The sequence below is a fragment of the Pseudomonas sp. Xaverov 83 genome (assembly GCF_019352905.1).
GTDB lineage: Bacteria > Pseudomonadota > Gammaproteobacteria > Pseudomonadales > Pseudomonadaceae > Aquipseudomonas > Aquipseudomonas yamanorum.
Genome location: NZ_JAAAFU010000049.1, coordinates 1 through 25,796 on the forward strand (window position 1 = coordinate 1; position 25,796 = coordinate 25,796).

Genomic DNA, 25,796 nt, shown 5'->3' on the forward strand with positions numbered 1-25,796 from the left:
TTTGCGCTTTTCAAAAGTGAGCCGCTGTAAGAGCGGAACCAATAGAGGCCATCACCCAAATAACGGATATACACCCCATTTCAGAGACGCAAAAAAAACGCCCCGAACCAGTCGGGGCGTCAGATCATGCGGCACTGCGGTTAGGTCTTCCTTGGGGCCGCAGTGGCCGTGTACTCAGTACTTAGTGGAACTGCTCTTCTTCGGTCGAACCGGTCAGCGCAGTCACGGACGAGGTGCCGCCCTGGATCACGGTGGTCATGTCGTCGAAATAGCCAGTGCCCACTTCCTGCTGGTGCGCCACAAAGGTGTAACCCTTGGCAGCATCAGCGAACTCCTGCTCCTGCAGCTTCACGTAGGCAGTCATGTCATTGCGGGCGTAGTCATGCGCCAGGTTGAACATGCTGTGCCACATGTTGTGAATGCCGGCCAGGGTGATGAATTGGTGCTTGTAGCCCATGGCAGACAGCTCACGCTGGAACTTGGCGATGGTCGCGTCGTCCAGGTTCTTCTTCCAGTTGAAAGAAGGCGAGCAGTTGTAGGACAGCAGTTGGTCCGGGTATTCCTTCTTGATGGCTTCGGCAAAGCGACGAGCTTCGTCCAGGTCCGGCTTGGCAGTTTCGCACCAGATCAGGTCGGCGTACGGCGCGTAGGCCAGACCGCGAGCGATCGCCTGGTCGAGACCGGCGCGCACTTTATAGAAGCCTTCCTGGGTACGCTCGCCAGTCACGAACGGCTGGTCGTACGGGTCGCAATCCGAGGTCAGCAAGTCTGCCGCGTTGGCATCGGTACGGGCCAGGATAATGGTCGGAGTGCCAGCAACGTCAGCAGCCAGACGAGCAGCCGTCAGCTTTTGAACAGCTTCCTGGGTTGGAACCAGTACCTTGCCGCCCATGTGGCCGCATTTCTTCACTGATGCAAGCTGGTCTTCGAAGTGAACGCCGGCAGCACCCGCCTCGATCATGCTCTTCATCAGCTCGTAAGCGTTCAGTACGCCGCCGAAACCGGCTTCAGCGTCTGCAACAATCGGTGCGAAGTAGTCGATGTAGCCTTCGTCGCCCGGGCCTTTACCGGCTTTCCACTGGATCTGGTCGGCGCGGCGGAACGAGTTGTTGATGCGCTTGACCACGGTTGGCACGGAGTCCACCGGGTACAGCGATTGGTCGGGGTACATGGATTCAGCGGAGTTGTTGTCCGCTGCCACTTGCCAGCCGGACAGGTAGATCGCCTGGATACCGGCTTTTACCTGTTGAACTGCTTGGCCGCCAGTAAGGGCGCCCATGCAGTTGACGAAATCTTTTTCGGGACGGAAGGACGGCTTTGCACCTTGGGTGACCAGCTTCCACAGCTTCTCGGCGCCGAGTTTTGCAAAGGTGTGCTCAGGTTGAACCGAGCCACGCAGGCGGACGACGTCAGCAGCGGAATAAGCGCGGGTCACGCCTTTCCAGCGTGGGTTTTCAGCCCAGTCTTTTTCAAGGGCTGCAATTTGCTGTTCGCGTGTCAGTGCCATGGGGGAAAACCTCGTCGCATAGGTCTAGGTGGAAAATTCCATTTGCCAGCCACGTAATCACTGCGTGGTTATGGCTGCTCGCTGACCAGAAGCTTAGGCGGTCAAGTCAGGCTTGGCGGGGAAGGCGACGGGATGAACGAGTGGCGAGAGGGGGAGTTGAGCAGGTAAGGGCGAACTGCGAACAGTCTTCGGGCGTCGTGGGCCTTTGTACGATCCATCAGTGTGTTGCCGGGTTACCTGGTTAGCTTCCGTCCCTCGGGACAACTTCGTTCCAGTCGCAACCTCGTCAAACACACCTTGTGGGCGGTACAGACACGAATCGGCTCAGGTGGGTAGCTTAGAGCGACGATCCGAAGGCCCTTGCCAGGGCCCCTGATTAGCGGGAGCGAGGCCATCATGCCCATGCTTTTTTGGATCGTCAAATGTTTTGTAGTGCTTTTTTTAAAGCACTACATTTTTAGTCTAATACGACTCGCCAGTCAGTTTTTGGTGCTTCAGTTCAGGGTCTCGACTTTGACCCGCAATGTCAGGTCATCGCGCCCTTGAGTAGAGTAGCTGCGGGTTATAGTGCTTTTTTCGGCCTGGGTCTGGCGGTTGATCCCGGCCAGAGTGATCCACTCGCCCAAGCGTCCGCTGACGGTTGTGTCGGTACTTTGCACGTTCACTACATCGGGACGTTCTTGGCTCATGCGGTCACGATTGGTACTGATGCTCAGGTGAACGGTCTCTCCGGTGACGCTGGCGGTGACGTAGAAGCCCTGGGTCACGTTGCGATACTGCGTCTGGTTCTGCGGGCGGCCGTAGGCATCAGGCTGGGTGGTGGTGAGCGGCACGCTCTGGCCGACCTGGATCAACGCGGGCACGCCTTCGCTGGCCTGGATCTGCTGGATCCCGCCGTCACGGCTCTCGGTGCTGTAGGTGATGACCTGAGTTTGATTGTTGCCGTTGCTTTGCTGGTTGTTCTCGTTGGTGTCGACGGTGATCAGCAGGCGCTTGGAAGGTGTATCCAGTTGCGCAAGCAAGGCGCGCAGGCCCTGGATCTTGTCGGGTTCTGCATTCACGATCAGTTGGTTGCCGTAGGCGCTGACGGTGCCGTCCTTGCCGATAAAGTTCTGCGCGACGGGCAACAGGTCAGCGCTGGTGCGGTTGCTCAGGGGCACGACTTCGGTGGCGGCCATCACCGAGAAGCTGGTGGCCAGGAGCAAAGTAGTGAGCAGGGTGCGTAGGGACATGTCCGTTATCTCTGCGAGTCATTAGGCTTGATAGTGCCAGTTTGTCGGCCTGGCGGGGTGCAAGTTGAATCCTAGACGGCAAAAGGCCCTGGCATCGGTGGATGGCAGGGCCTTTTGAGGTGTTGCTGATACCGCTATCGCAGGCAAGCCAGCTCCCACAGCAGAACGCATTCCAAGTGTGGGAGCGGGCTTGCTCGCGAAGGGTGCGACTCGGTCTCGGATCAGCCCTCGCGCACCATATCAACGTGAGGAATCCCGACTTCCAGGAATTCATCGCTGACAATCTTGAAGCCCAGGCGCTCATAAAACGGCGCTGCGTGGACCTGTGCACTGAGGATCTGCCGGGTCTGGCCGCGTTTCTCGGCCTCGCCGATCACGGCTTCCATCAGCTTGTCGCCGACCTTCAGGCCGCGCCAGTCCTTGAGGACCGACACACGCCCGATCTCACCGGTAGGCAGCAGGCGGGCGGTGCCGATGGGGAAGTCGCCTTCGAACGCCAGGAAATGCACGGCACCCGCGTCGTCAGCATCCCATTCCAGCTCCGGTGGAACCGATTGTTCAGCGATAAATACCGCTTCACGAATGCGCCGTATCTCGGCGATATCCTTTTGCCAGTCCGCGACACTTACGTGAATTCTATTCATCGGCAAACCCCAGGCTCCCTTGCTTGACCAGTTCCCACAGCAGGGCGCAGGCATCTTCGTCCGCCAGCCATGGGCCGAGATTGTCGATGTGCAATGCGTCGGCGGCGCACACCAGCTTCAGCAGTTCCCGCAGCTTGCCCGGCAACAGGCGGCTCTGGCCGCTGGCGAACAGCAGCAGGTCGTCGTCCACTTCGGACCAGGCCAGGCGTGCGCTTGGGTTGCGGATCAGCACGGCGCCGTCTTGCAGGCTGCCCAGCAGGTCTTCTTCTTCCACTTCCGGGCCGGCGACCAGCTCCGGGTAGCGCGGCTCGGTCATGAACTGGCCGAACCAGGTCAGCAGCATGCGCTCGTCGCTCATGTGCTCGGCCAGCAGGCTCTTCAGGCGATCAAGCGCGTCGGCCTGGATCTGGTGCGGATCGCTGACCGGCTGGGCGTCGGCGTCGGTGTAGCGCTCTTCGTCAGTCAGGTACTGGCTGAGGAAGTCGGTGAAGTGGGTCAGCACTTCAGCCGCGCTCGGGGCGCGGAAGCCTACGGAGTAGGTCATGCAATCATCCACGGCAACACCGCAGTGGGCCAGGCGTGGCGGCAGGTAGAGCATGTCGCCCGGTTCCAGCACCCATTCGGCGGTTTCTTCGAATTCGGCGAGGATGCGCAGGTCGGCGTGCTGCAGCAGCGGGCTTTCGGAGTTGCACATCTGGCCGATCTTCCAGTTGCGCTTGCCGGAACCTTGCAGCAGGAACACGTCGTAGTTGTCGAAGTGCGGGCCCACGCTGCCACCCGGGGCGGCGTAACTGATCATCACATCGTCGATGCGCCAGCTTGGCAGAAAACGGAAGTTCTCCAGCAACTCGGCTACTTCCGGCACAAACTGGTCGACGGCCTGCACCAGCAAGGTCCATTCACGCTCGGGCAAGGTGCTGAAGGCATCTTCGGCGAACGGGCCGCGACGCAGCTCCCACGGACGTTCGCCGTGTTCGATGATCAGGCGCGACTCGACTTCTTCTTCCAGCGCCAGGCCGGCCAGTTCGTCGGCGTCGATCGGGCTTTCGAAGTCAGGAATGGCCTGGCGGATCAGCAGCGGTTTTTTCTGCCAGTAGTCGCGCAGGAATTCCCGTGCCGTGATGCCGCCCAGAAGTTGAAGAGGAATATCAGGATTCATGTGTAACCTATTGAAAAAAAGCACTTTTCAGACGGGAATAAAAACGCCCGGCGCTGCCGGGCGTCTCAAAGGGTCAAGCTTCTATCAGATGCGTTTGGCTTGGGCCACAGCGTTGCCGATGTAGTTAGCCGGGGTGAGCAGTTTCAGCTCAGCCTTGGCGGCGGCTGGCATGTCCAGGCCGTCGATGAAAGTTTGCAGCGCTTCAGAGGTGATGCCCTTGCCGCGGGTCAGCTCTTTGAGCTTCTCGTACGGGTTTTCGATGTTGTAGCGGCGCATCACGGTCTGGATCGGCTCGGCCAGGACTTCCCAGCAAGCGTCCAGGTCAGCGGCGATCTTCTGCGCGTTGAGCTCCAGTTTGCTGATGCCTTTGAGGCTGGCTTCGTACGCGATCACGCTGTGGGCAAAGCCCACACCGAGGTTGCGCAGTACGGTGGAGTCGGTCAGGTCGCGCTGCCAGCGGGAGATCGGCAACTTGCTGGCCAGGTGCTGGAACAGGGCGTTAGCGATCCCAAGGTTGCCTTCGGAGTTTTCGAAGTCGATCGGGTTGACCTTGTGCGGCATGGTCGACGAACCGATTTCACCGGCAATGGTGCGCTGCTTGAAGTAGCCCAGGGAGATGTAACCCCAGATATCGCGATCAAAGTCGATCAGGATGGTGTTGAAGCGCGCAATCGCGTCGAACAGCTCGGCGATATAGTCGTGGGGTTCGATTTGCGTGGTGTACGGGTTGAAACCCAGGCCGAGCTCGTCTTCGATGAAGGCGCGGGCGTTTTCTTCCCAGTCGATCTCAGGGTAGGCCGACAGGTGGGCGTTGTAGTTGCCTACGGCGCCGTTGATCTTGCCCAGCAGTGGCACGGCGGCCACTTGAGCGATCTGGCGCTCCAGGCGGTACACCACGTTTGCCAGTTCTTTGCCCAAAGTGGTCGGCGAAGCCGGCTGGCCGTGGGTGCGCGACAGCATCGGTACGTCGGCGAAACGGATGGCCAGCTCGCGGATAGCGTCGGCAGTCTGGCGCATCAGTGGCAGCATGACGTCATCACGGCCTTCGCGCAGCATCAGAGCGTGGGACAGGTTGTTGATGTCCTCGCTGGTGCAGGCAAAGTGGATGAACTCGCTGACCTTGGCCAGTTCCGGCAGCTTGGCCGCTTGTTCTTTGAGCAGGTACTCGATGGCTTTAACGTCGTGGTTGGTGGTGCGCTCGATCTCTTTGACACGCTCGGCGTGCTCCAGAGCGAAGTTTTCCGCCAGGGCGTTCAGCACAGCGTTGGCTTCGGCGGAGAACGCCGGCACTTCGCTGATGCCAGGGTGAGCGGCCAGGCGCTGGAGCCAGCGCACTTCAACCAGAACACGAGCACGGATCAAGCCGTATTCGCTGAAAATAGGGCGCAGGGCCTGGGTTTTGCCGGCGTAGCGGCCGTCAACAGGGGAAACCGCAGTGAGCGAAGAAAGCTGCATGGGGTGTTCTCGGACAGTCGGGCAACGAAATGGGGCGCGTATCATACATGAAAAAATCCGCCGGTCCGTTGCCAACTGACCGGCGTATTACGCGTGGAGCTATAAAAAAATCGGTTGCTGCGACTTATTCGTTGCGCATCAACGGGTAAAGCTCTTTCAGCAATTTGCGACGGCTGATGACCAACTGCCAGCGATGACCGCCCAACTGGCGCCACAACCGCGCCGAACGAATACCGGCCAGCAGCAGGGCACGGATTTTCGAGGCGTTGTTCGGTTGTTGCAGGTTGCGCATGTCGCCGTGCACCTGGATCCGCTGGCGCAAGGTGCTCAGGGTGTCCTGATACAGTGCGCCACAGGCGGCGATCACGTTTTCGTGGGCCGGGCCGAAGTGTTCGACTTGGGACTGAATCTGCGGCAGGCGCTTGCCGATGGTTTCCAGCAAATCATCACGCTTGGCCAATTGGCGCTCCAGTCCGAGCATCGACAGGGCGTAGCGCAGTGGCTCGCGCTGCAAGGTGCTCGGGTCGCGCTCGAGGGCGCCGACCAGTGCGCGATAACCTTCACGCAGGGCCAGGTCGTCGCCGCCGTACACTTCCAGGGTGTCCTTGGGGTCGCGGATCAGCAGGCTGCCGAGCATGCAGGTCAGGCCTGCCTCAGTGACCTGGCCGGTCTTGGCGATCTTGTCCACCAGCACCGCGGCGAGAAACACGCCGCCCAGTGCCGTCAATTGCTCCTGGGTCGGGCTCATGCCTGGCTGCTCCAGGGTTCGGCAACTTCGATCACGCCGCCCCCCAGGCAAATCTCTCCGTCGTAGAACACTACCGATTGGCCCGGCGTTACGGCGCGCTGCGGGTCGTCGAAGGTGGCGCGATAGCCGGTGGCGGTTTTTTCCAGAGTGCAGGGCTGGTCGCTCTGGCGATAGCGCACTTTGGCGGTCAGGCGGCGCGGGCTGCTGAGGTCCACCGGGTTGACCCAATAGATGTCCGAAGCGAGCAGGGCGCGGGAGAACAGCCATGGGTGGTCATTGCCCTGGCCCACGATCAGTTCGTTGTGCTCCAGGTCCTTGACCAGCACGTACCACGGCTCTTCGCCGGCGTCTTTCAAACCGCCGATGCCCAGGCCCTGGCGCTGGCCGATGGTGTGGTACATCAGGCCGTGGTGACGGCCGATGATCTCGCCTTCGGTGGTCTTGATCTCGCCCGGTTGCGCTGGCAGGTATTGCTTGAGGAAGTCGCTGAAACGGCGCTCGCCGATAAAGCAGATCCCGGTGGAATCCTTCTTCTTGGCGGTGGCCAGGCCGTGTTTCTCGGCAATGGCGCGCACTTCGGGCTTTTCCAGCTCGCCCACCGGGAACAGGGTCTTGGCGATCTGTTCGCCGCCGACGGCGTGCAGGAAGTAGCTCTGGTCCTTGTTGGCGTCCAGGCCCTTGAGCAGTTCGGTGCGGCCATCGATGTCACGACGGCGCACGTAGTGGCCAGTAGCGATCAGGTCGGCGCCAAGGATCATCGCGTAGTCGAGGAACGCTTTGAACTTGATCTCGCGGTTACACAGGATGTCCGGGTTCGGCGTGCGACCGGCCTTGTATTCGGCCAGGAAGTGCTCGAACACGTTGTCCCAGTACTCGGCGGCGAAGTTGGCGGTGTGCAGCTTGATACCGATTTTGTCACAGACGGCCTGGGCATCCGCCAGGTCGTCCATGGCGGTGCAATATTCCGTTCCATCGTCTTCTTCCCAGTTCTTCATGAACAGGCCTTCCACCTCATAACCCTGCTCCATGAGCAGAACGGCGGAAACGGAAGAATCCACGCCGCCGGACATACCGACGATGACGCGCTTCTTTTGTGTGTCAGAAGGGGCTGGATCACGCATAGGATTTCAACGGGTGTCTTTAAAAAGGACGCGATTCTAGCAGGCTCGCGTCTGCAAGGCTAAAGAGAAGGGCGGATCAATTCGAGGCTGTGGCGTTGGCCGGCCAGATAATCGTCGATACAGCGGATAATCAGCTCGCTGCGCCAGTCTTCGCGCAGAGTTATCAATTCATCGCGAGTCAGCCAGCGAGCGCGCACGATACCGTCGTCCAGTGGGTAGTCCGGGTGATGTTTCAGGGCCTTGGCGGTGAAGCACACGCGCTGATAGGTCACGCCATTGCTGGGAGCGGTGTACAGGTAAATCCCGACAATCCCGGTGGCTTCGACGTCCCAGCCGGTTTCTTCGAGGGTTTCGCGCACGGCGGCCTCGGTCAGGGTTTCATTCGGGTCGAGGTGGCCGGCGGGCTGGTTCAGCACGGCGCGGCCGCCCTTGAGCTCTTCGACCATCAGGAAGCGGCCGTTGTCTTCGACGATGGTGGCGACGGTGATGTGAGGTAGCCAGGTCATAAAGTGCCTCGATTCAAGGTGTAACGCTGTGTTCAGGTGCGATTGCATTCAGTGTGGGAGCGGGCTTGCTCGCGAATTGGGCGTGTCAGTTAAAGAGATATTGACTGACCCACCGCTTTCGCGAGCAAGCCCGCTCCCACTTTTTGATTGGGTTTCTTCAATAAAAGCGCCATGTCCATAAACAGAAACCCCGGCACAGGGCCGGGGCTTCTTTGCATCCTTACAACCTTACACCAGCGCAGCGATTGCCGCGTTGAGGGTGGCGCTTGGGCGCATGGCCTTGCTGGTCAGCTCGGCGTTCGGTGCGTAGTAGCCACCGATGTCCACTGGCTTGCCCTGAACGGCGTTGAGCTCGGCAACAATGGTTGCTTCGTTCGCGGTCAGGGTCTTGGCCAGTTCGCCAAACTGCGCTTGCAGTGCAGTGTCTTCGGTCTGGGCGGCCAGGGCTTGAGCCCAGTACAGCGCCAGGTAGAAGTGGCTGCCGCGGTTGTCGATGTTGCCGACTTTACGCGATGGCGACTTGTTGTTGTCGAGGAACTGGCCGGTGGCCTGGTCCAGGGTCTTGGACAGCACCAGGGCTTTCGGGTTGTTGTAGTTCACACCCAAATGCTCGAGGGACGCGGCCAGGGCCAGGAACTCGCCCAGGGAATCCCAGCGCAGGAAGTTTTCTTCAACCAGTTGCTGTACGTGCTTCGGAGCCGAACCGCCGGCGCCGGTTTCGAACAGGCCGCCACCGTTCATCAGTGGCACGATCGACAGCATCTTGGCGCTGGTGCCCAGTTCCATGATCGGGAACAGGTCAGTCAGGTAGTCGCGCAATACGTTGCCGGTCACCGAGATGGTGTCCAGGCCCTTGCGGGTGCGCTCCAGGGTGAACTTCATCGCGTCGACCGGCGACATGATGCGGATGTCCAGGCCTTCGGTGTTGTGGTCTTTCAGGTAAGCCTGAACTTTCTCGACCACGACGCCGTCGTGCGCGCGCTGTGGGTCCAGCCAGAAAATGGCCGGGGTGTTGCTGGCGCGGGCACGGTTGACGGCCAGTTTGACCCAATCCTGGATCGGCGCGTCTTTGGTTTGGCACATGCGGAAGATATCGCCGGCTTCAACAGCCTGTTCCATCAGCAGGTTGCCCTTGCTGTCGGTGACGCGGACTACGCCGTCAGCCTTGATCTGGAAGGTCTTGTCGTGGGAGCCGTACTCTTCGGCTTTCTTCGCCATCAGACCAACGTTTGGCACGCTGCCCATGGTGGTTGGGTCGAAGGCGCCGTTCGCCTTGCAGTCTTCGATCACCGCCTGGTAGATAGTGGCGTAGCAGCGATCCGGGATCACAGCCTTGGTGTCGTGCAGCTGGCCGTCGGTGCCCCACATCTTGCCGGAGTCACGGATCATGGCAGGCATCGAGGCGTCGACGATGACGTCGCTCGGCACGTGCAGGTTGGTGATGCCTTTGTCGGAGTTGACCATCGCCAGGGAAGGGCGAGCGGCGTACACCGCCTGGATGTCAGCTTCGATCTGCGCTTGCTGATCGGCCGGCAGGGCCTTGATGCGAGCGTACAGGTCGCCGATGCCGTTGTTCAGGTTGAAGCCGATCTGCTCCAGCACCACAGCGTGCTTGGCCAGTGCGTCTTTATAGAACTCGGCCACGATCTGGCCGAACATGATCGGGTCGGAGACCTTCATCATGGTGGCTTTCAGGTGAACCGACAGCAGTACGCCTTGTTTCTTGGCGTCTTCGATTTCAGCGGCGATGAAGCTGCGCAGGGCTTTCTTGCTCAGCACGGCGCTGTCGATGATCTCGCCAGCTTGTACGCTGGTTTTTTCTTTCAGGACGGTAGCGGTACCGTCTTTGGCGATCAGTTCGATCTTGACGGCATCAGCGCCTTCGATCTGTACGGCTTTCTCGCTGCCGTAGAAGTCGCCGTTGCTCATGTGGGCAACGTGGGACTTGGAGTCGGCAGCCCAGGCGCCCATTTTGTGCGGGTGCTTGCGTGCGTAGTTCTTGACCGACAGCGGTGCGCGGCGGTCGGAGTTGCCTTCGCGCAGTACCGGGTTCACGGCGCTGCCCTTGACCTTGTCGTAACGTGCACGGGTTTCTTTTTCCGCGTCGGTGGTTACGGTTTCCGGGTAGTCCGGCAGGTCGAAGCCCTGGGCTTGCAGTTCCTTGATGGCAGCCTGCAGCTGAGGGGTCGAGGCGCTGATGTTCGGCAGCTTGATGATGTTGGCTTCAGGGGTTACGGCCAGGTCGCCCAATTCGGCGAGGTGGTCCGGCACGGCCTTGGCGCCCAGTTGCTCGGGGAAGCTTGCGAGGATGCGCGCGGCCAGGGAAATGTCGCGGGTTTCCACGGCAATATCAGCGGAAGCGGTGAAGGCCTCTACGATAGGCAGCAGTGAATAGGTGGCGAGGGCTGGTGCTTCGTCGGTGAAGGTGTAGATGATCTTCGAGCGGGTGGGCATATTCGGATTAACTCTCTTCTTTGCTGAAAGCATGCGCAGAAACTCGAGATGCGCCGGGTAAAGCGCGTTCGTTCAAAGTCATCCATGAGCGAAATGTCGAAGTTTCTTCGCGGTGATGTTGGGTTGCATCAGTCGAGCGTCAAGCGGGTGAGCTACTGTAGTAGCTCGGCTTTTCTGGCGGAGGGCGTCTGTCTAGAGCGGTCGGCCGTCGTGACTCTTTGGTCAGCGGCGGCATTATACATAGGTCGCTATGCTTACGCCGAGCCTTCATACAAAAGGTGTGTCGTCCATTGGTCTAAAGGTCGCAGGCAGCGGGCTGCGCCTAAAGTCGCATGACGTGCTCAAGATTGGCGCTTTTCCCTTTGCTTTCAAGCTTGTAGGCCACTAAATGTGCTGTTTTCGACGCAAATGTGCAGGGCCTGAGGTTTCAGTCCTCATTTATCTGGAGTAGGCTCGAACGCAGCCAGATGTTCAATCCATAGATGGAGTTCAGCATGGGATACAAGAAGATTCAGGTTCCGGCAGTCGGCGACAAAATCACCGTCAATGCAGACCATTCTCTCAATGTTCCTGACAACCCGATCATTCCTTTTATTGAGGGTGACGGTATTGGCGTCGACATCAGCCCGGTGATGATCAAGGTTGTCGATGCAGCTGTTAACAAGGCTTATGGCGGCAAGCGCAAGATCTCCTGGATGGAGGTTTATGCCGGCGAAAAGGCCACTCAGGTTTACGACCAGGACACCTGGCTGCCCCAGGAAACCCTGGATGCGGTCAAGGACTACGTGGTTTCCATCAAGGGCCCGCTGACCACCCCGGTCGGTGGCGGCATCCGTTCGCTGAACGTGGCCCTGCGCCAACAGCTCGACCTTTATGTGTGTCTGCGCCCGGTGCGCTGGTTCGAAGGCGTGCCAAGCCCGGTCAAGAAGCCCGGCGATGTGGACATGACCATCTTCCGCGAGAACTCCGAGGACATTTACGCCGGTATCGAGTGGAAGGCCGGCTCCCCGGAAGCGATCAAGGTCATCAAGTTCCTGAAAGAAGAGATGGGCGTTACCAAGATCCGTTTCGACCAGAACTGCGGGATCGGCATCAAGCCGGTGTCCCTGGAAGGCACCAAGCGCCTGGCGCGCAAGGCCTTGCAGTATGTCGTGGATAACGATCGCGACTCGCTGACCATCGTGCACAAAGGCAACATCATGAAGTTCACCGAAGGTGCCTTCAAGGAATGGGCCTACGAAGTGGCGGCTGAAGAATTCGGCGCGACCCTGCTGGATGGCGGGCCGTGGATGCAATTCAAGAACCCGCGCACCGGCAAGAATGTGGTGGTCAAGGACGCCATTGCCGACGCCATGCTCCAGCAGATCCTGCTGCGCCCGGCGGAATATGATGTGATCGCTACGCTTAACCTTAACGGTGACTACCTGTCCGACGCCCTGGCGGCGGAAGTGGGCGGTATCGGTATTGCGCCGGGCGCCAACCTGTCCGATACCGTGGCCATGTTCGAAGCCACCCACGGTACCGCGCCGAAGTATGCCGGCAAGGACCAGGTCAACCCGGGTTCGCTGATCCTGTCGGCGGAAATGATGCTGCGTCACATGGGTTGGACCGAAGCGGCCGACCTGATCATCAAGGGCACCAATGGCGCAATTTCGGCCAAGACGGTGACCTATGACTTCCATCGCTTGATGGACGGCGCCAAGTTGCTGTCGTCGTCAGCGTTCGGGGATGCGCTGATTTCGCATATGTAGGCTTATAAGCAGGCATAAAAAAACCGGCCTGTTGATGGCCGGTTTTTTTTGAGCGGTTGCTCAGCGGCTGATCAGGCCGGCTGTTTTTGTGATTTTTGAGCGACGTCTTCTATAGTTGTGCTGGCGCTGACTGGAGCGCCGATATTCACCGCATGCAAGCCTTTGGGTCCCTGAATGATATCGAAGGAAACCGATTGCCCTGCCTTCAGTGTCTTGTAGCCATCCATTTGGATAGCGGAGTAATGCGCAAATAGGTCGTCAGTCTTGCCGTCTTCGTTGATGAAGCCGTAACCCTTGGCATTGTTGAACCACTTGACCTTACCGCTCGCCATGCCCATATCCCTCTGCACCAGACTCCATCACTGGAGTATCATCCAGTTTATCCGTCCTAACCCGAATAAATAAGGTTGACTGCGCGGACCTTTTTTACCCACTGTGGGTTCTATTGGTTGTAACACTGATTTGCCGATAGTCAAGGCGACCAGTCGGTCAGAGTTGAAAATCTGACAGGTCGCCCCCACCACTGTATTTGAACCACTGACGAACCTTTCTTTCCATGCATGCAATCAGCCAGATTCGACTAACATTCAATCAGGATCGCCCGGATCATCAAGAAGACGACGACGGTTCTGCAGGCATTGCTGTTCAGGAGGCCAAGCCTGCTTTACAGGCGCCGCCGATGTACAAGGTGGTTTTGTTTAATGATGACTACACACCGATGGATTTCGTCGTCGAAGTGCTCGAGGTGTTTTTTAACCTGAACCGCGAGTTGGCGACCAAGGTAATGCTGGCCGTTCACACAGAAGGACGGGCAGTATGTGGAGTGTTTACCCGCGACATCGCCGAGACAAAGGCCATGCAGGTCAACCAGTACGCCAGGGAAAGCCAGCATCCGCTACTCTGTGAAATCGAGAAGGACGGTTAACTCCGACCACTTGGGTATGAGGTGAAGCTATGTTAAACCGCGAGCTCGAAGTCACCCTCAATCTTGCCTTCAAGGAGGCCCGTTCGAAGCGTCATGAGTTCATGACCGTCGAGCACCTGCTGCTGGCACTTTTGGATAACGAAGCTGCCGCCACCGTACTGCGTGCGTGTGGTGCCAATCTCGACAAACTCAAGCATGACCTGCAGGAGTTTATCGACTCCACCACGCCGTTGATCCCCGTTCATGACGAGGACCGCGAGACCCAGCCAACCCTGGGCTTCCAGCGGGTACTGCAGCGTGCCGTTTTCCACGTACAGAGCTCCGGCAAGCGCGAAGTCACAGGGGCCAACGTGCTCGTGGCGATCTTCAGCGAGCAGGAAAGCCAGGCCGTATTCCTGCTCAAGCAGCAAAGCGTTGCCCGTATTGATGTCGTCAACTACATCGCCCATGGCATTTCCAAAGTGCCAGGGCATGGCGATCACTCAGAAGGTGAGCAGGATATGCAGGATGACGAGGGCGGTGAGTCTTCTTCTTCGAGCAACCCGCTGGATGCTTATGCCAGCAACCTCAACGAACTGGCGCGCCAAGGGCGGATCGATCCGCTGGTAGGGCGTGAGCTGGAAGTTGAGCGCGTGGCGCAGATCCTGGCGCGTCGTCGCAAAAACAACCCGCTGTTGGTGGGTGAGGCGGGCGTGGGTAAAACCGCGATTGCCGAAGGCCTGGCCAAGCGCATTGTTGATAACCAGGTGCCAGACCTGCTGGCCAACAGCGTCGTCTACTCCCTTGACCTGGGCGCGTTACTCGCCGGGACCAAGTACCGTGGCGACTTCGAGAAGCGCTTCAAGGCGTTGCTCGGCGAGCTGAAAAAACGCCCGCAGGCGATCCTGTTCATTGACGAAATCCATACCATCATCGGTGCCGGTGCAGCTTCCGGTGGCGTGATGGACGCTTCGAACCTGCTCAAGCCGCTGCTGTCTTCGGGCGATATCCGTTGCATCGGCTCGACCACGTTCCAGGAATTCCGCGGGATCTTCGAGAAAGATCGCGCCCTGGCGCGCCGCTTCCAGAAAGTCGACGTGTCCGAGCCTTCGGTTGAAGACACCATCGGCATCCTGCGCGGGCTCAAGGGGCGTTTCGAAGCACACCACGGTATCGAGTACACCGATGAAGCGCTGCGTGCAGCCGCCGAGTTGGCGTCGCGTTACATCAATGACCGGCACATGCCGGACAAAGCCATCGACGTGATCGACGAGGCGGGTGCCTACCAGCGCCTGCAGCCGGTGGAGAAGCGTGTGAAGCGCATCGACGTGCCTCAGGTCGAGGACATCGTGGCGAAGATCGCGCGGATTCCGCCAAAACACGTCAACACGTCCGACCGGGAGCTGCTGCGTAACCTGGAGCGCGACCTCAAGCTGACGGTGTTTGGTCAGGATGCGGCCATCGACTCGCTGTCCACCGCGATCAAGCTGTCCCGTGCGGGCCTCAAGTCGCCGGACAAACCGGTCGGTTCGTTCCTGTTCGCCGGGCCTACCGGTGTCGGCAAGACCGAAGCGGCGCGGCAGTTGGCCAAGGCCATGGGTATTGAGCTGGTGCGTTTCGACATGTCCGAGTACATGGAGCGTCACACTGTGTCGCGCCTGATCGGTGCGCCTCCGGGCTATGTCGGCTTCGACCAGGGCGGCCTGTTGACCGAGGCGATCACCAAGCAGCCGCATTGCGTTCTGCTGCTCGATGAAATCGAGAAGGCGCACCCGGAAGTCTTCAACCTGCTGTTGCAGGTGATGGACCACGGCACCCTGACCGACAACAACGGGCGCAAGGCGGACTTCCGCAACGTGATCGTGATCATGACCACCAACGCCGGTGCCGAAACGGCCGCGCGGGCTTCCATTGGCTTTACTCATCAGGATCACTCTTCCGACGCCATGGAAGTGATCAAGAAGAGCTTCACGCCGGAATTCCGCAACCGCCTGGACACCATTATCCAGTTTGGTCGCCTCAGTCATGAGGTCATCAAAAGTGTGGTGGACAAGTTCCTCACCGAGCTTCAGGCGCAGTTGGAAGACAAGCGCGTGCAGTTGGAGGTTACGGACGCGGCGCGCAACTGGCTGGCGGAAGGTGGCTACGACGCGGCAATGGGCGCTCGGCCAATGGCTCGCCTGATCCAGGACAAGATCAAGCGCCCACTGGCGGAAGAGATCCTGTTCGGCGAACTGGCAGACCACGGTGGCGTGGTGCATATCGACCTGAAGGACGGCGAGCTGACCTTCGACTTCGAGACCACGGCTGAAATGGCCTGATAGCTGACGCAACAAAACAAAAAGGCGCCGAGAGGCGCCTTTTTGCTGTCTTGAAACCGATGGAGATCAAATGTGGGAGCGGGCTTGCTCGCGAATGCGGTGTGCCAGTCGACACAATCAGTCACTGACACGCCGCATTCGCGAGCAAGCCCGCTCCCACAAGGGATTTCTGGTTTCAGGTAAATCGCGCGCGCACAAAAACGCCCGGCATAACCGGGCGTCTTGTATTGACTTGATTAACGGGCGCGGTAAGTGATGCGCCCTTTGCTCAGGTCATAGGGCGTCAGTTCGACGCGCACTTTGTCACCGGTAAGAATACGGATGTAATTCTTGCGCATCTTGCCGGAGATATGCGCGGTTACGACGTGCCCATTTTCCAACTCCACACGAAACATGGTGTTGGGCAGGGTGTCGACGACAGTGCCTTCCATTTCGAAGCTGTCTTCTTTCGACATGCAGTAAAGCCCTCGGTATCCAGTGAATGGCCCGGTGCAACTGCGCCAGGCAAAAGCGGCGTGCATTGTGCCCGAAAAAGGGTGTTTAAGCCAAGAGGTTCTAGTTCAAGGTGACCCATCTTTGGTTAATTAACAGCTCAATGGGCCGATATTGGGTCTTGTAGTTCATCTTTTTGCAGTTTTTTATCCAGTATCCGAGGTACACCGCCTCCAATTCCATGCGCAAGGCTTCGCCGATTTGCCACAGGATCGCAAAGCGTCCCAGGCTGCGACGCTCTTCGGCGGGCTCATAAAAGGTGTAGACCGCCGACAGGCCATTGGGCAGCAGGTCGGTGACGGCTACGGCGACCAGGCGCCCTTCAAGGCGAAACTCGTAGAAACGCGAGAAGGGCAGGTCGCGCACCAGGAAGGTGGAAAACTGGTCGCGACTGGGTGGGAACATGTCGCCGTCGGCATGGCGCTGTTCGATGTAGCGTTGGTAGAGGTCGAAATATTCTTCACTGAAGCCCGGTTTGGCAGCGGTGACGGTCAGGTCGGCATTGCGCTTGAGGATGCGTTTCTGATTACGGTCCGGCAGGAACTGCGCCACCGGGATACGCGCCGGTACGCAGGCGTTGCAGTTCTGGCAGTGTGGCCGGTAGAGGTGGTCGCCGCTGCGCCGGAAGCCCATTTCCGACAAATCGGCATACACATGCACGTCCATCGGCTGGCTGGGGTCGAGGAACAGCGTGGTGGCCTGCTCATCGGGCAGATAGCTGCAAGAGTGGGGTTGAGTGGCATAAAACTTCAAACGCGCCAGCTCGGTCATGATCAACCCTCGGATAAGCTTTGAAATAAGTGTAAGCCAGGTGCGGGAAAGTCGCCTAGGAAACCCATGGCGCAGAGCTGGTTTGGTCCAAATGGTCGCGCAGGTAGTTGGCAAAGTCGCTGCGGGGAATGGCGCGGGCGCCGAGGCTGTGCAGGTGGTCGGTGGGCATCTGGCAGTCGATCAGCACAAAGCCCCATGCCTGCAATTGCCTGACCAGGGTCGCAAAGCCGAATTTCGAGGCGTTGTCGGCGCGACTGAACATGGACTCGCCGAAAAACAACTGGCCCATCGCCAGGCCGTACAGGCCGCCAACCAGTTCGCCTTCGTCCCAGACCTCCACCGAGTGCGCATAGCCGCGCTGGTGCAATTGCAGGTAGGCGCTCTGCATGGCTTCGGTGATCCAGGTGCCATCGGCATAGCTGCGTGGCGCTGCGCAAGCCTGGATGACGGCGGCGAAATCCTGATCGAAGGTCACCGTGTAACGCTGCTGGCGCAACAGTTTGCCGAGGCTGCGGGAAACATGCAGCTCGTCGGGGAACAGCACGGTGCGCGGGTCGGGCGACCACCACAGGATGGGCTGGCCCTCCGAGAACCACGGAAAGCAGCCGTGGCGATAGGCCTGGATCAAGCGGTCGGCCGACAGGTCGCCACCGGCGGCGAGCAGGCCATTGGGTTCGCGCATGGCCTTGGCCAGCGGTGGAAACGTCAGGGTGTTGCGTTGTAACCAGGTCAGCATGGCATCCAGGCTTACGGAAGGGGAGGGCGGTAACGGCGATGTTGCCCGTTGCAAGAGCTGTGATTATTGTCGACGAAACGCTCTGGGGCTACCCCGAACATGGGATCGGTGCAGATAAGCATGAACGGGTGTTTCTGCAACTCTATGCCGGGGGCGTGGTCGTAATCGCGTACGTCGGTCGGCAAGCTAGCCTGGATTGGCAAAAACAGCTCATAAGCCTTTGTCAGCAAAGACAATGCATGCTCAAATTGAACGTTATGAAACCGAAGATTGGCTATGCTGTGTAACGTAGGTCCAAGTGCGTGGCATAGCGCACACAAACCCGTACAATGCGGCCATTCAGGCGTTATCGCCGTTTCATGAATCAGTTGCAGAGTGTTAAAAGTAGCTTCACTGGCACTCGTTCATTTTTTACCTGCTCGGATTGAGCAGTATTTTGCAGTCATTCAACAGATGGACGCGCTAAAGGCGCAGGAATAGACCCGTTTTGAAGAAATCCGCCGCAACACCTAAAGCCGCAGTCGTGCCCGCCTGGCGCCAGCACCTGCACTATCGACTCAAGGAAGGTGCACTGATCGCCATCGGCGCCCTGTGCCTGTTCCTGATGATGGCCTTGCTCACCTATGGCAAGGACGATCCAGGCTGGAGCCACAACAGCAAGATCGAAGACGTGCAGAACTTCGGTGGTCCTGCCGGCTCCTACAGCGCCGATATCCTGTTCATGGTGCTGGGTTATTTCGCCTATATCTTTCCGTTGTTGCTGGCCATCAAGACCTGGCAGATCTTCCGCCAACGTCATGAACCTTGGCAGTGGAGCGGCTGGCTGTTCTCCTGGCGTCTGATCGGCCTGGTGTTCCTGGTGCTGTCGGGCGCGGCCCTGGCCCATATCCATTTCCACGCACCTACCGGCTTGCCGGCCGGTGCTGGCGGCGCACTGGGCGAAAGCCTCGGCGACCTGGCCCGCAGGACCCTGAACATCCAGGGCAGCACCCTGATGTTTATCGCGTTGTTCCTGTTCGGCCTCACCGTGTTTACCGACCTGTCGTGGTTCAAGGTCATGGACGTGACCGGCAAGATCACCCTCGACCTGCTCGAACTGTTCCAGGGCGCCGCCAATCGCTGGTGGTCGGCCCGGGTCGACCGCAAGCGCATGGTTGCGCAACTGCGTGAGGTCGATACCCGCGTCAATGAGGTGGTGGCCCCGAGCACGCCGGACCGGCGTGAGCAAGCCAAGGTCAAGGAGCGCCTGATCGAACGCGAGCAGGCGCTGACCAAACACATGTCGGACCGCGAGAAGCAGGTACCGCCGGTGATCGCGCCTGCGCCGCCGAAGGCGCCCGAGCCAAGCCATCGCGTGCAGAAAGAGAAACAGGCGCCGTTGTTTGTCGACAGCGCCGTGGAAGGCACCTTGCCGCCGATCTCGATTCTCGACCCGGCGGAAAAGAAGCAGCTCAACTATTCCCCTGAATCTCTGGCGGCCGTCGGCCATCTGCTGGAAATCAAGCTCAAGGAATTCGGCGTCGAAGTCTCGGTGGATTCGATCCACCCGGGCCCTGTGATTACCCGCTACGAAATCCAGCCGGCTGCCGGCGTGAAGGTCAGCCGCATTTCCAACCTGGCCAAGGATCTGGCGCGTTCGCTGGCCGTGACCAGCGTGCGGGTGGTGGAAGTGATTCCGGGCAAGACCACCGTCGGTATTGAGATTCCCAACGAAGACCGGCAGATCGTGCGCTTCTCTGAAGTGCTGTCGACCCCGGAATACGACAACTTCAAATCGCCGGTGACATTGGCCCTGGGCCACGACATCGGCGGGAAGCCGGTGATCACCGACCTGGCTAAAATGCCGCACTTGCTGGTCGCCGGTACCACCGGTTCCGGTAAGTCGGTGGGTGTGAACGCGATGATCCTGTCGATCCTGTTCAAGTCTGGCCCGGAAGACGCCAAGCTGATCATGATCGACCCGAAAATGCTCGAGCTGTCGATCTACGAAGGCATTCCGCACCTGCTGTGCCCGGTAGTGACCGACATGAAGGACGCCGCCAACGCCCTGCGCTGGAGCGTCGCCGAGATGGAGCGCCGCTACAAGCTGATGGCGAAGATGGGCGTACGTAACCTGTCGGGCTTCAACGCCAAGGTCAAGGAAGCCCAGGACGCCGGCACGCCGCTGACCGACCCGCTGTACAAGCGCGAAAGCATTCACGACGAAGCGCCGCTGTTGACCAAGCTGCCGACCATCGTGGTGGTAGTCGACGAATTTGCCGACATGATGATGATCGTCGGCAAGAAGGTCGAAGAGCTGATCGCCCGTATCGCCCAGAAGGCGCGGGCCGCCGGTATCCACTTGATCCTGGCGACCCAGCGTCCGTCGGTGGACGTGATCACCGGCCTGATCAAGGCCAACATCCCGACCCGCATGGCGTTCCAGGTATCGAGCAAGATCGACTCCCGTACCATCATCGACCAGGGCGGCGCCGAGCAACTGCTGGGCCACGGTGACATGCTCTACATGCCACCGGGCACCAGTCTGCCGATCCGCGTTCACGGCGCCTTCGTCTCCGACGATGAAGTGCACCGTGTGGTGGAGGCCTGGAAGCTGCGCGGCGCCCCGGAATACAACGACGACATCCTTGCGGGCGTCGAAGAGGCCGGCAGCGGCTTCGACGGTGGCAGCAGCGGTGGCGACGATGATGCCGAGACCGATGCGCTCTACGACGAAGCGGTGCAGTTCGTCCTTGAAAGCCGCCGCGCCTCGATCTCCGCCGTACAGCGCAAGCTGAAGATTGGCTACAACCGCGCTGCCCGCATGATCGAAGCCATGGAAATGGCCGGCGTGGTCACCTCGATGAACACCAACGGCTCGCGCGAAGTGATTGCGCCAGCGCAGATGCGTGACTGATTACGTGCCGCGTGGCAACACGCGGCACGCCTTGCAAACGAATCTAAGAGGACTCCCATGCGTCTTATCCGCATGCTGTTGTTGCCTGCATTGGCCCTGACTGCTGTTTCGGCTCACGCTGATCCGGCTTCCGTTGCGAGCCTGACCAACCTGCTGGACAAATCCAAGACCCTGAGCGCGCGCTTCTCCCAGTTGACCCTGGACGGTGGCGGAACTCAATTGCAGGAAACCGCCGGCGAAATGGCCGTGCAGCGTCCTGGACTGTTCTACTGGAAAACCGACGCGCCAAACGAGCAGACCATCGTTTCCGACGGCCAGAAAGTCACTCTGTGGGACCCGGACCTGGAACAGGCGACCATCAAGAAGCTCGATCCGCGCCTGAGCCAGACCCCGGCGTTGCTGCTGTCGGGCGATGTGTCGCAGATCAGCCAGAGTTTTGATATCACCTCCAAGCAGGCCAGCAACGTCATCGACTTCACGCTGAAGCCGAAATCCAAGGACACGCTGTTCGACAGCCTGCGCCTGTCGTTCCGCAACGGTGTGATCAACGACATGCAACTGGTGGACAGCGTTGGCCAACGCACCAACATCCTGTTCACCGGGGTCAAGGCCAACGAGCCGGTGGCCGCGTCCAAGTTCAAGTTCGACATCCCGAAGGGTGCCGACGTGATCCAGGAATAAACTGCCTAGAGGTTTCAAACGCTGCCCATGGACCTGTTTCGAAGTGACCCGATTGCTCAGCCTCTGGCGGCGCGCCTGCGCTCGACCAACCTGGACGAGTACGTCGGGCAGGAACACCTGCTCGCTCGCGGCAAGCCTTTGCGCGAAGCCCTGGAGCAGGGTGCGCTGCACTCGATGATTTTCTGGGGGCCGCCGGGCGTGGGTAAGACCACCCTGGCGCGGCTCCTGGCGAAAGTCTCGGATGCCCACTTCGAGACGGTTTCGGCGGTGCTCGCCGGGGTCAAGGAAATCCGCCAGGCGGTGGAAGTCGCCAAGCAGCAGGCCGGGCAATACGGCAAGCGCACCATCCTGTTTGTCGACGAAGTGCATCGCTTCAACAAGTCGCAGCAGGATGCGTTCCTGCCGTATGTCGAAGACGGCACGCTGATCTTTATTGGCGCCACCACTGAAAACCCGTCATTTGAACTGAACAACGCCTTGCTGTCCCGGGCGCGTGTCTATGTGCTCAAGAGCCTCGATGAAGCCGCGATGCAGAAGCTGTTGCGGCGCGCGCTGAATGAAGACAAGGGCCTGGGCAAGCGCCAACTGAGTGTCAGCGAGGAAGGCTTCAAGATTCTGCTGACCGCGGCTGACGGCGATGGTCGACGTTTTCTCAATCTGCTGGAGAACGCGTCCGACCTGGCCGAGGATGGCAGCGAAATCGGTGTCGACTTGCTGCAAAGCCTGCTGGGCGACACCCGCCGGCGTTTCGACAAGGGTGGGGAGGCGTTCTACGACCAGATTTCCGCGTTGCATAAATCGGTGCGCGGCTCCAATCCCGACGGCGCGCTGTACTGGTTTGCGCGCATGATCGACGGTGGTTGCGACCCGCTGTACCTGGCCCGGCGCGTGGTGCGCATGGCCAGTGAAGACATCGGCAATGCCGACCCGCGCGCGCTGAGTCTGTGCCTGGCCGCCTGGGAAGTGCAGGAGCGCCTGGGCAGCCCGGAAGGCGAGTTGGCGGTGGCCCAGGCCATCACTTATCTTGCCTGCGCGCCGAAAAGCAACGCGGTGTATATGGGCTTCAAGTCCGCCCTGCGTGCCGCCGCTGAGCATGGTTCCCTGGAAGTGCCGCTGCACCTGCGCAATGCGCCGACCAAGCTGATGAAGCAGCTCGGTTATGGCGATGAATACCGTTACGCCCACGATGAGCCGGACGCCTATGCGGCTGGCGAAGATTACTTCCCGGATGACCTTGAGCCGCAGCCGTTCTACCAGCCAGTGCCTCGCGGCCTGGAGCTGAAGATCGGCGAAAAGCTCAATCACCTCGCCCAACTTGACCGGCTCAGCCCGAAACAGCGGAGAAAGTAGTGCTCAGAACGATTCTTGCCGTGTCCGTGGCCGGCATCGCTGGTACATTATTGCGTTTCGCCACCAGCACATGGGTCAGCGCCAATTGGCCGAAGCATTTTTATGCGGCGACCCTGGCGGTCAATCTGGTGGGCTGTTTGATCATCGGTTTGTTGTACGGGTGGTTTCTGATTCGCCCGGAAGTGCCGATTGAGATTCGGGCCGGCTTGATTGTCGGCTTTGTAGGCGGTCTGACGACCTTTTCATCCTTTTCACTGGACACGCTACGCCTGCTGGAAAGCGGGCAGGCATTGGTCGCCTTCGGGTACCTGGCCATCAGCGTGTTCGGCGGGCTGCTCGCCACGTGGGCTGGCCTGTCCTTGACCAAACTTTGATAAACGAGAGACCGACATGCTCGATTCCAAACTGTTACGTAGCAACCTTCAGGACGTAGCGGACCGCCTGGCATCCCGTGGCTTCAGCCTGGATGTTGCGCGCATCGAAGCGCTGGAAGAACAGCGCAAGACCGTCCAGACCCGCACCGAAGCACTGCAGGCTGAGCGTAATGCGCGTTCCAAATCCATCGGTCAGGCCAAGCAGCGCGGCGAAGACATCGCGCCGTTGATGGCGGACGTCGAGCGCATGGCTGGCGAGTTGGCTTCCGGCAAAGTCGAGCTGGACGCGATCCAGACCGAGCTGGACTCGATCCTGCTGGGTATCCCGAACCTGCCACACGAGTCCGTGCCGATTGGCGAAGACGAAGACGGCAACGTCGAAGTCCGTCGCTGGGGCACGCCAAAAGCTTTCGATTTCGAGATCAAGGACCACGTTGCCCTGGGCGAATTGACCGGTGGTCTGGACTTCGAGACAGCGGCCAAAATGTCCGGCGCGCGCTTTGCCTTGCTGCGCGGCCCGATCGCGCGCATGCACCGTGCCCTGGCGCAGTTCATGATCAACCTGCACACCGGCGAACACGGCTACGAAGAGGCTTACACCCCGTACCTGGTTCAGGCGCCGGCGTTGATGGGGACCAGTCAGTTGCCGAAGTTCGAGGAAGACCTGTTCAAGATCAGCCGCGATGGCGAAGCCGATCTGTACCTGATCCCGACCGCCGAAGTGTCGCTGACCAACATCGTGGCCGGGGAAATCCTCGACGCCAAGCAACTGCCGATCAAGTTTGTCGCCCACTCGCCGTGCTTTCGCAGTGAAGCCGGTGCATCGGGTCGCGACACCCGCGGCATGATCCGCCAGCACCAGTTCGACAAGGTCGAGATGGTGCAGGTTGTCGAGCCGTCGACCTCCATGGAAGCGCTGGAAGGCCTGACCGCCAACGCCGAACGCGTCCTGCAGCTGCTGGAGCTGCCGTACCGCGTTCTGGCCTTGTGCACCGGCGACATGGGTTTCAGTGCCGTGAAGACTTACGATCTGGAAGTGTGGGTGCCGAGCCAGGACAAATACCGCGAGATTTCGTCGTGCTCCAACTGCGGTGATTTCCAGGCCCGTCGCATGCAGGCGCGTTTCCGTAACCCGGAAACCGGCAAGCCTGAGCTGGTCCACACCCTCAACGGCTCGGGCCTGGCGGTAGGCCGTACCCTGGTGGCGGTGCTGGAAAACTACCAGCAGGCTGACGGTTCGATCCGCGTACCCGACGTGCTCAAGCCTTACATGGCGGGCGTTGAGGTCATCGGCTAAATGGAATTTCTGCCGCTGTTTCATAACCTGCGCGGCAGTCGTGTGTTGGTCGTCGGTGGCGGGGAGATTGCCTTGCGCAAATCCCGGCTGCTGGCCGACGCCGGCGCGTTGTTGCGGGTGGTTGCTCCCCAGATTGAAGACCAGTTGCGTGAACTGGTCCAGGGCAGTGGCGGTGAACTGATTTTGCGCGGTTATCAGGAGGCCGACCTCGACGGTTGCACCCTGATTATCGCCGCGACCGATGACGAGCCGCTGAACGCGCAAGTGTCCAGCGATGCGCGGCGCCGTTGCGTACCGGTCAATGTGGTGGATGCGCCGGCCTTGTGCAGCGTGATCTTCCCGGCGATTGTCGACCGTTCACCTTTGGTGATCGCAGTGTCCAGCGGCGGCGATGCGCCGGTGCTGGCACGCTTGATCCGCGCCAAGCTGGAAACCTGGATTCCGTCGACTTACGGTCAATTGGCCGGGTTGGCGGCGCGGTTTCGTAGCCAGGTCAAAGGTTTGTTTCCGGATGTGCAGCAGCGTCGCGCGTTCTGGGAAGACGTGTTTCAAGGTCCGATTGCTGACCGGCAACTGGCCGGGCAGGGCGATGAAGCCGAGCGTTTGCTGGTGGAGAAAATCAACGGCGCGCCGCCTCACGCACCGGGCGAAGTCTACCTCGTGGGGGCAGGCCCGGGTGATCCGGACCTGCTGACCTTCCGCGCGTTGCGCTTGATGCAGCAGGCCGATGTGGTGCTGTACGACCGCTTGGTGGCGCCGGCGATTCTTGAGCTGTGCCGCCGAGATGCTGAGCGGGTGTACGTCGGCAAGCGACGCGCTGACCATGCGGTGCCGCAAGACCAGATTAACCAGCAGCTGGTGGACCTGGCCAAGCAAGGCAAACGCGTGCTGCGGCTCAAGGGTGGCGACCCGTTCATCTTTGGTCGTGGCGGTGAAGAGATCGAAGAGCTGGCGGCCCATGGCATCCCGTTCCAGGTGGTGCCGGGCATTACGGCAGCCAGTGGTTGCGCGGCGTATGCCGGTATTCCGCTGACCCATCGCGACTATGCGCAATCGGTTCGCTTCATTACCGGGCACTTGAAGGACGGGACTTCGGACCTGCCATGGAGTGACCTGGTAGGGCCGTCGCAAACCCTGGTCTTCTACATGGGGTTGATCGGGTTGCCGATCATCTGCGAACAACTGATCCAGCATGGCCGTTCAGCGGATACGCCGGCGGCGTTGATCCAGCAGGGCACCACGTCCAACCAGCGGGTGTTTACCGGCACACTGGCTGACCTGCCACGCATGGTGGCGGAGCATGAAGTTCATGCACCGACACTGGTGATTGTGGGAGAAGTGGTGCTGTTGCGTGAGAAGCTGAAGTGGTTTGAAGGCGCTCAGTCGCAAGTTTGACA

22 protein-coding genes are annotated in these 25,796 nt (G+C 59.8%); 9 read left to right on the forward strand and 13 right to left on the reverse strand.

Features of this window, described 5'->3' with window-relative positions; translation table 11 throughout:
• Positions 1–181: 181 nt before the first annotated feature.
• The 9 genes from aceA to K0H47_RS15530 all read right to left on the reverse strand — a co-directional run bounded on the left by aceA (position 182) and on the right by K0H47_RS15530 (position 10,826).
• Complete coding sequence (gene aceA, locus K0H47_RS15490) at positions 182–1,507, reverse strand: isocitrate lyase (protein ID WP_003219577.1); 1,326 nt, start codon at positions 1,505–1,507, stop codon at positions 182–184.
• A gap of 494 nt (positions 1,508–2,001) precedes the next feature.
• Positions 2,002–2,739 carry a secretin N-terminal domain-containing protein gene (locus tag K0H47_RS15495; RefSeq protein ID WP_219273149.1) on the reverse strand — a complete coding sequence of 246 codons (738 nt, stop codon included), beginning with the start codon at positions 2,737–2,739 and terminating at the stop codon, positions 2,002–2,004.
• A gap of 221 nt (positions 2,740–2,960) precedes the next feature.
• Positions 2,961–3,383: a GNAT family N-acetyltransferase gene (locus K0H47_RS15500; RefSeq protein ID WP_219273151.1), complete on the reverse strand. Its 423-nt coding sequence runs from the start codon at positions 3,381–3,383 to the stop codon at positions 2,961–2,963.
• Positions 3,376–4,542: a cupin domain-containing protein gene (locus K0H47_RS15505; RefSeq protein WP_093198701.1), complete on the reverse strand. Its 1,167-nt coding sequence runs from the start codon at positions 4,540–4,542 to the stop codon at positions 3,376–3,378. Before K0H47_RS15505 ends, K0H47_RS15500 begins: the two co-directional genes overlap by 8 nt.
• A gap of 84 nt (positions 4,543–4,626) precedes the next feature.
• Positions 4,627–5,997 carry an adenylosuccinate lyase gene (purB, locus tag K0H47_RS15510; protein ID WP_017479511.1) on the reverse strand — a complete coding sequence of 457 codons (1,371 nt, stop codon included), beginning with the start codon at positions 5,995–5,997 and terminating at the stop codon, positions 4,627–4,629.
• 124 nt (positions 5,998–6,121) lie between these two features.
• A complete protein-coding gene (gene hflD / locus K0H47_RS15515; RefSeq protein ID WP_010172715.1) occupies positions 6,122–6,745 on the reverse strand; it encodes a high frequency lysogenization protein HflD in 624 nt (207 codons plus the stop codon).
• The gene (mnmA, locus tag K0H47_RS15520; protein ID WP_003219588.1) at positions 6,742–7,866 is read right to left on the reverse strand and encodes a tRNA 2-thiouridine(34) synthase MnmA; all 1,125 of its coding nucleotides are present in this window, start codon (positions 7,864–7,866) and stop codon (positions 6,742–6,744) included. Before mnmA ends, hflD begins: the two co-directional genes overlap by 4 nt.
• A gap of 59 nt (positions 7,867–7,925) precedes the next feature.
• Positions 7,926–8,372: an NUDIX hydrolase gene (locus K0H47_RS15525; RefSeq protein WP_177026322.1), complete on the reverse strand. Its 447-nt coding sequence runs from the start codon at positions 8,370–8,372 to the stop codon at positions 7,926–7,928.
• Positions 8,373–8,600: 228 nt separating this feature from the next.
• A complete protein-coding gene (locus K0H47_RS15530; protein ID WP_219273153.1) occupies positions 8,601–10,826 on the reverse strand; it encodes an NADP-dependent isocitrate dehydrogenase in 2,226 nt (741 codons plus the stop codon).
• 494 nt (positions 10,827–11,320) lie between these two features.
• On the opposite strand from K0H47_RS15530, the gene icd reads away from it, so the two are divergent.
• Positions 11,321–12,577: an NADP-dependent isocitrate dehydrogenase gene (icd, locus tag K0H47_RS15535; RefSeq protein ID WP_003219599.1), complete on the forward strand. Its 1,257-nt coding sequence runs from the start codon at positions 11,321–11,323 to the stop codon at positions 12,575–12,577.
• 71 nt (positions 12,578–12,648) lie between these two features.
• On the opposite strand, the gene cspD is transcribed toward icd, so the two are convergent.
• Positions 12,649–12,915, reverse strand: coding sequence for a cold shock domain-containing protein CspD (gene cspD / locus K0H47_RS15540; protein ID WP_063031411.1), 267 nt, complete (start codon positions 12,913–12,915; stop codon positions 12,649–12,651).
• A gap of 218 nt (positions 12,916–13,133) precedes the next feature.
• On the opposite strand from cspD, the gene clpS reads away from it, so the two are divergent.
• The gene (clpS, locus tag K0H47_RS15545; RefSeq protein ID WP_003219604.1) at positions 13,134–13,502 is read left to right on the forward strand and encodes an ATP-dependent Clp protease adapter ClpS; all 369 of its coding nucleotides are present in this window, start codon (positions 13,134–13,136) and stop codon (positions 13,500–13,502) included.
• 29 nt (positions 13,503–13,531) lie between these two features.
• Entirely contained in the window at positions 13,532–15,802 is a 2,271-nt protein-coding gene (gene clpA / locus K0H47_RS15550) for an ATP-dependent Clp protease ATP-binding subunit ClpA (protein ID WP_010172706.1), read from the forward strand.
• Positions 15,803–16,038: 236 nt separating this feature from the next.
• On the opposite strand, the gene infA is transcribed toward clpA, so the two are convergent.
• The 3 genes from infA to aat all read right to left on the reverse strand — a co-directional run bounded on the left by infA (position 16,039) and on the right by aat (position 17,801).
• Positions 16,039–16,257 carry a translation initiation factor IF-1 gene (gene infA, locus K0H47_RS15555; protein ID WP_002553999.1) on the reverse strand — a complete coding sequence of 73 codons (219 nt, stop codon included), beginning with the start codon at positions 16,255–16,257 and terminating at the stop codon, positions 16,039–16,041.
• Between the two features lie 100 nt (positions 16,258–16,357).
• Positions 16,358–17,065 (reverse strand): arginyltransferase, encoded by a 708-nt coding sequence (locus tag K0H47_RS15560; protein WP_017479517.1) that lies wholly within the window; start codon positions 17,063–17,065, stop codon positions 16,358–16,360.
• A gap of 55 nt (positions 17,066–17,120) precedes the next feature.
• The gene (aat, locus tag K0H47_RS15565; protein ID WP_076016782.1) at positions 17,121–17,801 is read right to left on the reverse strand and encodes a leucyl/phenylalanyl-tRNA--protein transferase; all 681 of its coding nucleotides are present in this window, start codon (positions 17,799–17,801) and stop codon (positions 17,121–17,123) included.
• 487 nt (positions 17,802–18,288) lie between these two features.
• On the opposite strand from aat, the gene K0H47_RS15570 reads away from it, so the two are divergent.
• The 6 genes from K0H47_RS15570 to cysG are packed head-to-tail and all read left to right on the forward strand — an operon-like array spanning position 18,289 to position 25,794.
• Positions 18,289–20,697, forward strand: a complete 2,409-nt coding sequence (locus K0H47_RS15570) for a DNA translocase FtsK (protein WP_063031405.1) — start codon at positions 18,289–18,291, stop codon at positions 20,695–20,697.
• A 57-nt stretch (positions 20,698–20,754) separates the two neighbouring features.
• Positions 20,755–21,378: an outer membrane lipoprotein chaperone LolA gene (gene lolA / locus K0H47_RS15575; RefSeq protein ID WP_026078226.1), complete on the forward strand. Its 624-nt coding sequence runs from the start codon at positions 20,755–20,757 to the stop codon at positions 21,376–21,378.
• 27 nt (positions 21,379–21,405) lie between these two features.
• Positions 21,406–22,728 (forward strand): replication-associated recombination protein A, encoded by a 1,323-nt coding sequence (locus K0H47_RS15580; RefSeq protein ID WP_219273155.1) that lies wholly within the window; start codon positions 21,406–21,408, stop codon positions 22,726–22,728.
• Complete coding sequence (gene crcB, locus K0H47_RS15585) at positions 22,728–23,102, forward strand: fluoride efflux transporter CrcB (RefSeq protein WP_201139857.1); 375 nt, start codon at positions 22,728–22,730, stop codon at positions 23,100–23,102. Before K0H47_RS15580 ends, crcB begins: the two co-directional genes overlap by 1 nt.
• Before the next feature lie 16 nt (positions 23,103–23,118).
• Positions 23,119–24,399, forward strand: coding sequence for a serine--tRNA ligase (gene serS, locus K0H47_RS15590; protein WP_177026318.1), 1,281 nt, complete (start codon positions 23,119–23,121; stop codon positions 24,397–24,399).
• Complete coding sequence (cysG, locus tag K0H47_RS15595; protein WP_063031399.1) at positions 24,400–25,794, forward strand: siroheme synthase CysG; 1,395 nt, start codon at positions 24,400–24,402, stop codon at positions 25,792–25,794.
• The last annotated feature ends 2 nt before the right edge of the window (positions 25,795–25,796 follow it).